This is a genomic window from Allomesorhizobium aridi, from assembly GCF_043769475.1.
Lineage (GTDB): Bacteria > Pseudomonadota > Alphaproteobacteria > Rhizobiales > Rhizobiaceae > Allomesorhizobium.
On the sequence record NZ_CP171729.1, the window covers coordinates 896562 to 907569 of the forward strand.

General features: G+C 63.2%; 10 protein-coding genes. 4 read left to right on the forward strand and 6 right to left on the reverse strand.

The features are described 5' to 3' along the window. Positions 1–62 precede the first annotated feature (62 nt). Together ACG873_RS06335 and ACG873_RS06340 are read left to right on the forward strand one after the other, a co-directional pair. A complete protein-coding gene (locus tag ACG873_RS06335; RefSeq protein ID WP_394890949.1) occupies positions 63–527 on the forward strand; it encodes an NUDIX domain-containing protein in 465 nt (154 codons plus the stop codon). 125 nt (positions 528–652) lie between these two features. Beyond that, positions 653–1771 (forward strand): pyridoxal phosphate-dependent aminotransferase, encoded by a 1119-nt coding sequence (locus ACG873_RS06340; RefSeq protein ID WP_394890950.1) that lies wholly within the window; start codon positions 653–655, stop codon positions 1769–1771. Positions 1772–2007: 236 nt separating this feature from the next. Here ACG873_RS06340 and ACG873_RS06345 read toward each other — a convergent pair whose 3' ends face one another. Continuing rightward, positions 2008–3117, reverse strand: coding sequence for a pyridoxal phosphate-dependent aminotransferase (locus tag ACG873_RS06345; protein WP_394890951.1), 1110 nt, complete (start codon positions 3115–3117; stop codon positions 2008–2010). Between the two features lie 233 nt (positions 3118–3350). On the opposite strand from ACG873_RS06345, the gene ACG873_RS06350 reads away from it, so the two are divergent. Then, positions 3351–4175 carry an IS5 family transposase gene (locus tag ACG873_RS06350; RefSeq protein ID WP_394885740.1) on the forward strand — a complete coding sequence of 275 codons (825 nt, stop codon included), beginning with the start codon at positions 3351–3353 and terminating at the stop codon, positions 4173–4175. A gap of 343 nt (positions 4176–4518) precedes the next feature. Here the strand turns inward: ACG873_RS06350 and ACG873_RS06355 are convergent, their stop codons facing one another. Both ACG873_RS06355 and ACG873_RS06360 read right to left on the reverse strand, forming a co-directional pair. Further along, the gene (locus tag ACG873_RS06355; RefSeq protein ID WP_394890952.1) at positions 4519–7593 is read right to left on the reverse strand and encodes an efflux RND transporter permease subunit; all 3075 of its coding nucleotides are present in this window, start codon (positions 7591–7593) and stop codon (positions 4519–4521) included. After that, positions 7590–8783 (reverse strand): efflux RND transporter periplasmic adaptor subunit, encoded by a 1194-nt coding sequence (locus ACG873_RS06360; protein ID WP_394890953.1) that lies wholly within the window; start codon positions 8781–8783, stop codon positions 7590–7592. The genes ACG873_RS06355 and ACG873_RS06360 overlap by 4 nt, the downstream gene beginning before the upstream one ends. A 178-nt stretch (positions 8784–8961) precedes the next feature. Here ACG873_RS06360 and ACG873_RS06365 point away from each other — a divergent pair, with 178 nt between their 5' ends. Then, positions 8962–9588 (forward strand): TetR/AcrR family transcriptional regulator, encoded by a 627-nt coding sequence (locus ACG873_RS06365; protein WP_394890954.1) that lies wholly within the window; start codon positions 8962–8964, stop codon positions 9586–9588. On the opposite strand, the gene ACG873_RS06370 is transcribed toward ACG873_RS06365, so the two are convergent. From ACG873_RS06370 to ACG873_RS06380, 3 genes are all read right to left on the reverse strand, one after another. Beyond that, entirely contained in the window at positions 9548–9865 is a 318-nt protein-coding gene (locus ACG873_RS06370; RefSeq protein WP_394890955.1) for a hypothetical protein, read from the reverse strand. The two genes, ACG873_RS06365 and ACG873_RS06370, sit on opposite strands and share 41 nt — an antisense overlap. Positions 9866–9998: 133 nt before the next feature. Continuing rightward, the gene (locus ACG873_RS06375; RefSeq protein ID WP_394890956.1) at positions 9999–10376 is read right to left on the reverse strand and encodes a hypothetical protein; all 378 of its coding nucleotides are present in this window, start codon (positions 10374–10376) and stop codon (positions 9999–10001) included. Positions 10377–10386: 10 nt separating this feature from the next. Next, positions 10387–10803 carry an invasion associated locus B family protein gene (locus tag ACG873_RS06380; protein ID WP_394890957.1) on the reverse strand — a complete coding sequence of 139 codons (417 nt, stop codon included), beginning with the start codon at positions 10801–10803 and terminating at the stop codon, positions 10387–10389. Between the last annotated feature and the right edge of the window lie 205 nt (positions 10804–11008).

An 11008-nucleotide genomic window follows, 5' to 3' on the forward strand; every position in this document is an offset into this window, starting at 1 on the left:
TTTAATTAATTCAAGCCAAATGGAGGTCTTGCATGAAAGTCCATAACGGCTGAAGCTGAGGCATGGCGGCAAGAAGCGCAGGTACTCTCGTTTATCGTAAGCGGGCAGAGGCGATCGAAGTCCTGCTCGTCCATCCGGGCGGGCCGTTCTGGCAAAACCGCGACCTGGGCGCGTGGTCCGTCCCGAAAGGCGAATATGCCGACCATGAGGACGCGGAAGCCACGGCCCGGCGAGAATTCACCGAAGAGACCGGTTGGACGATCGCCGGCGTAATGACGCCGCTCGGCGACATAAGGCAGAAGGCCGGCAAGACCGTTACCGCCTTCGCGGCCGAATGCGATTTCAATCCCGCCACTTTGGCAAGCAACAGCTTCGAGATGGAATGGCCACCGCGAAGCGGACGCGTCGCCTCCTTCCCGGAAGTCGATCGCGCCGGCTGGTTCTCGCTGGCGGATGCGCATGAAAAGATCATCGAGGGCCAGCGGCCGCTGCTCGACCGGCTGGAGGAGCTTCTGGGCGGTGTGTAGCGGCCGCTGCCGGCCAACGCTTTCCATCTGTCAGGCCTATACGAAAACAAGCCGTTTGCCGGATAGTGCAGAAGCCTTTGCGAAAAGATCGTTTGTCCCGAAATCCTGCCAGAGAAAGCTACGCCATGGATCTGCCGCCTTTTCTCCTCGACCACTGGCTCGCAAAGTACCAGTTCGCGTCGCCTCCCATTGCGTTTGATCTGGCAGCGAGCACCGGGCCGAAATGGACCGTCGGCGAATTGCTGTCGCTCGGAACCGAAACGTCACGTCTCGACGATGTGACCGTCAGCTATGCGCCGGCCGAGGGAAGCAGCGCGCTTCGCGAGGAAATCGGAGAATTTCTCGGGGTCGATCCCGACTGGGTCGTGGTGACGACCGGCGCGTCGGAGGCCCTGTCGGTGCTTCTCTGCCTGGCGGCCCGGCCGGGCGGCAACGTCGTCCTGCCGTCGCCGGCATTCCCGGCCTTCGAGGCCATGGCGAACGTCTGGGGCCTCGGCGCGCGCCACTACAACATGGCCCGCGAAGGCAATTATCGGCAGTCCGCACGAGACGTGCTGGCCGCGGCCGACGGCGAAACCGTGCTTGCGCTGGTGAACACGCCGCACAATCCGACCGGCGCGATCATGTCGCCGGACGAGACAGGCACGCTCGCCGCCGCGCTGGCGGAACGCCGCGTGCCGCTCATCGTCGACGAGGTCTATCACCCGCTCTATTTCGGTGCACGGCCGCCGTCTGCGGCGTCCATGAGCAACGTGCTTGTAATTGGCGACATGTCCAAGGCGCTGTCGCTGGCGGGTCTGCGCATGGGCTGGATCGTCGACGCCGATCCCGAACGGCGCAAGAAGATCATCGACGCGCGAAGCTATTTCACGATCAGCAGTTCGCCGGTTCTCGAGGCGCTGGCGACGCATGCCTTGCGTTATCGCGAGACGTTGCTGGCGAGGCTGCAGGCGGTCGCGGAGGAAAATCTAGCCGCGCTCTCGGAGCATATGGAGCGTGTGGCTGACATATTGGCGTGGGTGAAGCCTGCGGGCGGAACCGTCGCCTTCCCGTGGTTTCGCGACGGACGCGACAGCCGCCCGTTCTGCGAGGCTCTGGCGGCCAAGGGCGTGCTTGTCGCGCCGGGTGACTGCTTCGCAATGCCTGATCACATGCGCGTCGGCTTTGCAGTGCTGAAAGGTGACCAGTTCGCCGAGGCGCTCTCGATTTTGGAAGGCACCTTGCGCGAGCACTTGCGAGAGTGAACCGCGACCACGGAAGCGGGCTAGGGCGCTTCTGGTTTAGTCAGTGCTGCCCCTCACCCTTACCCTCTCCCGTGATCCTTCGACAAGCTCAGGACGGGGAGAGGGGCATCAACGCTGGAGCGCGCTCCTCTCCCCGTCCTGAACTTGTCGAAGGATTACGGGGAGAGGATGCCGCCCATCGACTTCGCTCAGGAGGCAGGTGAGGGGCGGCACAGACTGAGCCAAAAATGCTCTGATCAGCGGCGCGCGGCTTCAAGCGCGCCGGGCAACTCTTCGGCAAACAGCGTCAGTTCTGCCGGCAGCCCGACGCTGATGCGGATGCAGCGGTCGAGCCCGGGAGCCATCGGCTTGCGGAGGAAGATGCCGCGCGACAGCAGTCCCTGCAGCACGTGGAGCGCAAAAGCGCCGTCTCTGCCGCAGTCGATGGTGACGAAATTGGTGGCCGAGGGAATGGGGGAGAGACCGTTGGCGGTTGCGATGCCCGCGATCCGCTCGCGCCCTGCGGCGACCTTGCCGACGACCTCGTGGAGATAAGTCTGGTCGGCAAGTGCGGCGAGCCCGGCTATCTGCGCCATCCGGCTGACGCCGTAATGGTCGCGGACCTTCTCGAAATCGGCGATGGCCTGCGCTTCGCCGACCGCGTAACCGCAGCGTATGCCGGCAAGCCCATAAGCCTTCGAGAACGTCCGCATGCGCAGCACATTGGGACGCGCAATATCGATCGGGGGCATGGCCGATGCCGGCCCGGTCTCGCCATAGGCCTCGTCGAGGATGAGCATCGTCGTTTCCGGCAGCGCCTCGACGAAGCGGGTGATCTCATTCGCCTCCCACCAAGTACCCATCGGATTGTCGGGGTTGGACAGATAGACCATGCGGGCGTTTTCTCGCCTGACGGCTGCGAGCAGGCCGTCGAGGCTTTCGCGGTCGTCAACATAGGGAACGGTGACCAGTCGGCCGCCGCTCGCCGCGACGTGGAAGTTGAAGGTGGGATAGGCGCCGAGCGAAGTGACCACCACGTCGCCGGGCGCGACATGCATGCGGACCGCGATGTTGAGCAGCCCGTCTATGCCCTGGCCGACGACGACATTCCCGAGCTCCACGCCGAGATGGGCTGCAAGTGCGGCCTTCAGGTCGTGATTGTCGGGATCGCAATACATCCACATGTCGGGCGCGGCAGCCGCCATCGCCGCGATGACGCTCGGGGAAGGTCCAAAGCTGCTTTCATTGGCGCCGATGCGCGCCCGGAACGGCTTGCCGCTGGCGCGCTGCTGCGCCTCGGGGCCGACGAACGGTACCGTGGCGGGAAGGGCTTCGACGATCGGCGTAAGCGGCGGGCGGCTGGGCATGGGCGGTACTCGGTAATGGGAGAGGACGGTTGGTCAGCGATAGCAAATAACTCGGAGATTGCATGCGATTTTTTGCGGGTAGGCGGGTTGGCTTCTACGGCCTTACCCCTTCGCTCAAGGGGAGTGGATCAGCCGGTCCTGCTGTGAGTGTCTTAGTGTCCGTTCCAAAAGAGTTGAGTGATTTCAGCAGGTTGTGATTCCGTCGGATTTGCGAGATCTCGATGGAGATCACGATGGCCTGGACTGAAATCACCCGTGCGCATTATGAGCGGCGTTGCGCCCGTTACGCAAGCGATCTGACCGATGCGGAGTGGGCGCTGATTGCGCCGATGATGCCGTCGGCGAACCGCATCGGCCGGCCGCGCAAGACGGACCTGCGCGAGGTCGTGAACGCACTTCTTTACCTCGCCTCGTCGGGCGGCGCGTGGCGATTGCTGCCGAAAGACTTCCCACCCTTTTCAACGGTGCAGAAGTACTTCTATCGCTGGCGTGAGGAGGGCCTGTTGCGGACCATCAGCAACAGCCTCGTCATGGCGGCGCGCGAGGCCGAGGGTCGGGAAGCGAGTCCGACGGCGGGCGTGATCGACAGCCAATCGGTCAAGACCACGGAAAGCGGCGGAATTCGGGGCTTCGACGCAGGAAAGAAGATCAACGGGCGCAAGCGTCACATCGTTGTCGACACCATCGGGCTGATGGTCGGTCTCGTCGTCCATGCCGCCGATATCCAGGACCGGGACGGCGCACCGGCTGCCCTCAAGACCATTCTCGAACGCTGGCCGTGGCTGCGACACGTCTTCGCCGACGGCGGCTATGCCGGGCCGAAGCTTAAGGGCGCGATGCAAAAGATCGGCACGTTCACCCTGGAGATCGTCAAGCGGACGGACAAAGCCAAAGGCTTCGAGGTCCTGCCGCGCCGCTGGGTCGTGGAGCGCACATTCGCATGGCTGGGGCGATGCCGCAGGCTGGCTAAGGACTGGGAGAAATCCATCGCCTCCGCAGAAGCCTGGTTATACGTCGCCCACATTCGCCTGCTCACACGCAGGCTCGCAAGAGCTTGATATCAAAACATCCTTTTTGATTCAGGCTCTTAGGCGTTCAGGCATGGATTCCCGACACTCTCCGCTCGTTCCTCGCTTACGAGGTCGGGAATGACGGCTTCATGGAGCGCTTCCGCAAATCGTCAGCGCTGGAGATTGGCGGAGGCATTCTTGCAGATCGTCATTCCCGACCTCGTGAGCGAGGAACGAGCGGAGAGTGTCGGGAATCCATGCCTGAACGCCGAATAAATCAGGAATCGGAGCAAGGGGGTGTTGAACGCTCTTTCCAACGATGGGGTTTCATCCAAGCGCTGCCTTCGCCCAGGAGAAGTGAGGAATGGAAGCCGTACTTGTGAGATCGACCTCAATGCGGCGCAGGCTGGGCGACCGGTTCGAGCGACTCGTGCTGAACAAGTTCCTTGCGCGAGATGAAGGTATAGAACATCGGCACGACGAACAGGGTGAACATCGTGCCGACGAGAACGCCGGAGAAGATCACCAGGCCCATGGAATAGCGCGCGGCCGCGCCCGCCCCGGAGGCGAGGATCAACGGCACCACGCCCAGCGCCATGGCGGCGGTGGTCATCAGGATCGGCCGCAGGCGCACCTTTGCGGAAGCGACAATGGCTTCGCGGCGCGACAATCCATGCTGCTCGCGCTGCTGGTTGGCGAACTCGACCAAAAGGATGCCGTGCTTGGTTATGAGGCCGATGAGCGTGATCAGGCCGACCTGGGTGTAGATGTTCAGCGTGCCGAGACCGAGGTTGAGCGGCACGATGGCGCCGAAGATCGACAGCGGCACCGACATCATGATGATCAGTGGATCGCGAAAACTCTCGAACTGCGCCGCGAGAACCAGATAGATGACGATCACGGCGAGCGCGAACGCGATCAGGATCGTGTTGCCCTGTTCGGCCTCCAGCCGCGACTGGCCCGAATAGTCGATGAAGAAGCCTGCCGGAAGCAGCGGCCGGGCGATGTTCTCGATCGTCGCCAGTCCGTCGCCTGTGGTGACGCCAGGCACGGGAAGCGCCGTGATCGTTGCGGAATTCAGCTGGTTGAACTGCTCGATCGAAGCCGGGGAGGCGTTGACCGAAATATCCACCACCGCCGACAGCGGCACCATTTCCTCCGAAACGCTGCGGACGAAGAACTGCCCGAGCCTTTCGGGATTGTTGCGGAACTCCGGCGGCACCTGGGTAATGATGTCGTAGCTGTTGGAATCGCGGTCGAACTGCGCCACTGCGCCGCCACCGACAAGCAGGCCGAGCGTCGTCCCGATGTCGCGGATCGGCAGGCCGAGAGCCGCGGCGCGGTCGCGGTCGATGGTGATCGTCACCTGCGGCGCGTCGAAGGCCAGCGAGTTCTGGACGACGATGAACTGGCCGGTCGCCTGCGCCTCCTGCTTGATCTGCTCGGCGACCTCGAACACCTGGCTCGGATCGCCGGTCGACTGGATCACCAGCGAGATCGGCAGGCCGCCGCCGGCGCCGGGCAGGGATGGCGGTGCAAACACCAGCGCCTGCGCGCCAGCAACATGCGCAAGCCGGCCCTGTATGTCCTGCTGGATCTCCGCCTGCGAACGCTCGCGCTCGGCCCAGTCCTTGAACGCCCAGACGGCGAAGCCCGTATTGTTTTCGCCGCCCATGCCGACGATGGAGAAATTCGCCCGCAGTTCTGGAATATCCTTGGTCAGTTCGCGAATCTGGTCGGCATAGAGGCTGGTATATTCCGAGGTTGCGTAGCGCGGCGCCTGGATGAGCGAAAACAGCGCGCCGGAATCCTCTTCCGGTGCCAGTTCGCTCGACGTTTTGAAGAACATGTAGCCGGTGACGCCCATCAGCGCGACGACGATCATCAAGGTCACCGGCCGGTAGTCCAGCGAGCCGGACACCAGCCGTTCGTAACGGTTGGCGACCCGTTCGAAGGTGCGGTCGACGAAACTCTGGAAGCGGCTGTGGATGTCAGCCTTGAGGATGCGCGCCGACATCATCGGGGTGATCGTGAGCGCCACGAAGCCCGAGATGATGACCGCGCCAGCGAGCGTAACGGCAAATTCGCGAAACAGCGATCCGGTAAGCCCGCCGGTAAACATCAGCGGCGCGAACACCGCGGCCAGCGTGATGGTCATGGCGATGACAGGCCCGGTGATCTCCTTCATGCCGACTGACGCCGCCTGCATCGGCGTCAGCCCTTCCTCAATGTGGCGGTGGATGTTTTCGAGCACCACGATGGCGTCGTCGACCACAAGGCCGATGGCCAGGACCATGGCGAGCAGCGACAAAAGGTTGATCGAATAGCCGAGCACGAACAGCAGGAAGCAGACACCGATCAGCGAAAGCGGAATGGTTACGACCGGCATCAGCACCGACCGGAACGAACCGAGGAACAGGAGGATCACGATCACCACGATCACCACGGCCTCGGCGATGGTCGTGAACACTTCCTCGATCGAGGCGCTGATCGTTTCGGTCGCATCGTAGACCATGGTGATCGTCATGCCTTCGGGAAGGCTGGCCTGGAGCGCCGGCAATTCGTCGATGACGGCGGCCGCGGTGTCCAGCGGGTTGGCCGCCGGCGTCGGGAATATGCCGATGAACGTGCCGGGTTCGCCGTTGAACTTGACGACCGTGTCGGTGCTTTCGGCCGCCAGTTCGACCTTGGCGACATCGCGCAGGCGCACCACATTGCCGTTTTGCGTCTTTAGCGGCAATTCCGCGAAGGCTTGCGGCGTCTGCAGCGTGGATTGCAGCGTGATCGAATAGGCGACGTATTCGTTCTTGGTCTTGCCCGGCGCCGATAGATAGTTCGAAGATTCAATGGCTGTGAGCACGTCGGTGGCGGTCAGGCCACGCGCGGCGAGCAGCACCGGATCGATCCAGACGCGCATCGAATAATTCGCCGCGCCGAGGATTTGCACCTCCGCCACGCCCTGGACGGTGGAAAGACGCGGCCTGATGACCCGCTCGATATACTCTGTGAGTTGCTCCGAGGTCATGTTCGGGTTCTGCATCGCCAGATACATGATGGCGAACTGCTCGCCCGTTCCCTTGACGATGGTCGGATCCTCGGCGTCGGTCGGCAGTTGGCCCCTGACCTGCTGCACTTTCGACATCACCTCGGTAAGCGCAACATCGGGATTGGAGCCGAGTTGCATCTGCACGGTGACGATGCTCGTCGAGGGGCGGCTCTGCGAAGTGACGTAGTCGATGTTTTCGGTCGTCGCGACGGCCGCCGCGATCGGCGCTGTGATAAAACCCTGGATGAGATCGGGGCTGGCGCCGGGATAGACCGTCGTGATGGTGATCACGGTCTCCTCGACCTCCGGATACTGGCGCACCGACAGGTTGAATATGCCCTGGAAGCCGAGCAGCAGGATCATGAAGGCGGTGACGAGCGACAGGACCGGCCGGCGGATGAAGATGTCGGAGAAGCTCATTTCGAGGCCGCCGTGATGTTTGCCGGATTGACGGTGTTGTCGACCTTGACCGGCGCACCGTTCGACAGGCGATTCTGGCCTGCCGTCACCACCTGGTCTCCGGGCTCGATGCCCTTGAGTACCTCGACCAGCCCCTGGGAGCGGCGGCCGGTGGTGACGAAGACCTGATCGACGACGAGTGCGGGTTCGGCGCTCTCCTGGTTTTCGGCTGGCGCTTCAGCGGCCGGCGCGGCGCCAGCCTGCGCCGGCTGGGCAGTTTCGGCTTCACCGGCCTTGTCTTCCGCCGGCCGCACGACAAAGACGTAATCGCCGTAGAGGCTGGTGACGACGGCCGTCTGCGGTAATGCGAGCACGCCGTCTTCCTCGGGCAGTTGCACCCGCACCTGGACGAACTGGCCGGGGCTCAGCCGGCCTTCGGGCTTCACGACCTCCGCCCGGATGGAGACCAGGCGCGACACCGGGTCGACCTTGGGTTCGATGCCGATGATGGAACCTGAAAAGGGCATGTCGGCGGCGCTCACGCCGAGCCGCACCGTCTGCCCGATCTCGACCAGTTCGAGCTGCTGTTCGGGTATCGAGAAATCGACGCGCATCGTTTCGAGATCCTGCAGTGTGGCGACGATCGTGCCGGGCGCGATATATTGTCCGTTATCGATGCGCGGAATGCCCATCGTGCCGGCGAAGGGCGCCGTCAGCTGCTTCTGCTCGAGAACCGCCTGGAATTTGGCCACCTGCGAGGCCGACGCCTCGGCCGCCGCCTTGGCGGACTCCACGTTTACGTCGGTCCCGACGCCGCGCTTCTGCAACTCGAGCGCGCGGTCGTAGGCAGTCTTGTCGAGCGCTGCCTGGGTCAGGCCTGCCGCAAGGTCGGCCTGCTGGACCACGTCGTCGAGCTGGACGAGAACGTCGCCCTGTTCGACGCGCTGATTGGCGGTAAACAAGACGTCCTTGATGATCCCGGAAGTCTCGACGGTCAGGTCGACGCCGCGCGCCGCGCCTATGGTTCCGATGGCTTCGATCCCCGGCGTCCACTTCATCGGTTCGACGATTGTCGCCGACACCGTGGCAGCCGCGACCGGCGCGTTCGCGAAATATTGCTCGATGGCCCGATCGCGGAAAATGTTGAAACCGATGATGCCGCCGCAGACCAGCACGAGCAGGACGAAGGCGATGATGAGGCGCTTGATCATGAAAATACCAGGGGTTCGAAACAATCTACGAACATTTGGCGATCCTGCAGGTTCCGCCCGTGCCGGACGGCAGCCCTTGCAAATCGAGCCGTTTACTGTACCGTCCGGACGGTATTGTCAACCTCCGGATGTAATCGGAGGAACTGTCAAAGGCGGGTTTGGGTCCGTGAAAAAGGCTATGCGCGAGAAAATACTGTCGGCCGCGGCCGCCTTGGCAGGCGACATCGGCCCGGGAAACCTGTCTCTCGATGCAGTGGCGGAGCGGGCCGGGGTGTCGAAGGGCGGCCTGCTCTACCATTTCCCGTCGAAATCGAAGCTCCTCGAGGCGCTGGTGGAGCAGCATCTGCGGGATTTCGACGCTGCGCTCAGCGAGAAGGAAAAGGCCCATGGCGGCGGGCCGAACAGCCTTGCAGCGGCCTATATCGACATGTTCGTTGCCGAGCAGGCGGAGCCTCCGCCCTCCGGTGTGCTCGCGGCGTTGGCGGAAAATCCGCAGCTTCTCGTGCCCGTGAGCCGCTTCAAGCGTTCGATGCTCGACCGCCTGAAAGAAAATGCCCGCGATCGGAACGCCGTGCTCGCCATTTTCCTGGCGGCTCGAGGGCATGCGCAGCCTGCGGCTGTTCGAGACGGACATCGTCACGCCCGCCGAGCGCGAAGCCGTCCTGGCCTTTCTGGCGGCTATGCTGGAAGCCGATCCCGAGTAGCGGTCACAAATGAACAGCGGGCCGAGGCCCGCTGTTTCGATGGCGCGAAGTACTTCGTGCTTACATGTTTTCGACAGCGCCGCAGAACTCGCGATACTTGATGGACGGGTTCTCCTCGCAATCCCTGCGCATGGTCGTGCGATTCTGCTCGGACATTGCCGCCCAGGCGCTCCTCAGCTCCTCGACCGGACGCAACGTGGTCAACGTGTCGTCGGTAAAGAAGGGTCTCATCAGAGTGGTATCTTCCAGGGAACTGGTGGTGGTCGGGTCGACCGCCGGGGCCGGGCCTGTATCGTCCTGGACCGGAGCGGTCTGCGCAAAGGCGCCGCTGGCGAGTCCAGCGGCAAGCGCTGCGATCGGGAGCATCTTGAATTTCATGACGGATTCCTTTCCTGTTCGAGTTGATCGATCAGCAGGCGATCACTGTTCAAAACGGTCCCAAAAAGGGATGGTTCCCCAAATCCACGCCTCCGCCGGAGCCATTGCGGCCGGCTGCCGGAGGCTGGAAGGCTCAGCTCTTGCGCTTGGGAATGCTGACGATGCGCGGGGTCCGGAAGGCCAGCGGATGAGCGTCGACCGGCGGCCGCGATGCGGCTTGAGGGTCCAGATTCTGCAGCGGCAGCTGCAGATAGGCGCCGTCGCGGATGCCCTGAAAGGTCTGCTCGACCATGGCGCCGAAGCCGCCGCCATGCATCCCGCTCAGGAATGCCAGCGTGTAGGCGGCCTTGCCCGAAAAGGAGAACGAGCAGTTTTCGAAGGAGCAGCCGGAAAGGACCGGCGGGACGCCGCCGCCGTAATCCAGTTCGCAACGGTCGAAGACGCAGTTCTCGAATCGCTTGCCGTCGAGCGAAAGCTGCTTGCCGCGGTAGGTCTTGCCCGTGTCCTGCACCGCCTGCGGCCTATTCGATGGCGTCCAGCTTGTCGATCGCGGCGGTGAAACCGTTCAGCGACAGCGGGATGGCGACCGGCTTGCGCGTCACCGATTCCATGCCGATGTTGAGGTTGGTTCCGGTCTTGAGCGCGGCGATGAGCGCCGCGTCGAGCGGCACGGCCGCATATGCGCCGTTCTGGTCGCTGGTCTGGATCGCAACGGATTTCTTTTCGCCGGCGTCGATCTGGTAGGAGGCGCCGGCCGGAATGAACAGGCCGTGTGGAAGCGCGAGCAGCATGGCCATCGAGCCGTCCTTCTGCTGCTTCCTGATCGTTACGGTAAGCACGCGCTGTCCGGTCTTGGCCTCTGTCAGGTTCTGCGACATCTGGCACTCGAGCGCGCCGGCATTGGCGCCGCTGGCGCAATTCACGACCCATGCGTTCACCGGTTTCTGAGGCGCCGCGGCTTTCCGGCTTGGGCGTTTCCTGCGCGAAGGCCGCTCCCGCGGCCGCCGCGAGCGTCAGCACAACCGGCAGGAGCAATACGCGCTTCGCGAGCGAACCGGCGGACAGGCGAGCCAACAATCCAGAAAAATGCATAGGTTACACCCGCTTAGTCGTTCGAGATATTGACTGGCGGATTAGTACAAC

Coding starts and splice junctions, on each gene's coding strand:
- ACG873_RS06335 (WP_394890949.1), top strand. CDS start 63: ATGGCGGCAAGAAGCGCAGGTACTCTCGTTTATCGTAAGCGGGCAGAG.
- ACG873_RS06340 (WP_394890950.1), top strand. CDS start 653: ATGGATCTGCCGCCTTTTCTCCTCGACCACTGGCTCGCAAAGTACCAG.
- ACG873_RS06345 (WP_394890951.1), bottom strand. CDS start 3,117: ATGCCCAGCCGCCCGCCGCTTACGCCGATCGTCGAAGCCCTTCCCGCC.
- ACG873_RS06350 (WP_394885740.1), top strand. CDS start 3,351: ATGGCCTGGACTGAAATCACCCGTGCGCATTATGAGCGGCGTTGCGCC.
- ACG873_RS06355 (WP_394890952.1), bottom strand. CDS start 7,593: ATGAGCTTCTCCGACATCTTCATCCGCCGGCCGGTCCTGTCGCTCGTC.
- ACG873_RS06360 (WP_394890953.1), bottom strand. CDS start 8,783: ATGATCAAGCGCCTCATCATCGCCTTCGTCCTGCTCGTGCTGGTCTGC.
- ACG873_RS06365 (WP_394890954.1), top strand. CDS start 8,962: ATGCGCGAGAAAATACTGTCGGCCGCGGCCGCCTTGGCAGGCGACATC.
- ACG873_RS06370 (WP_394890955.1), bottom strand. CDS start 9,865: ATGAAATTCAAGATGCTCCCGATCGCAGCGCTTGCCGCTGGACTCGCC.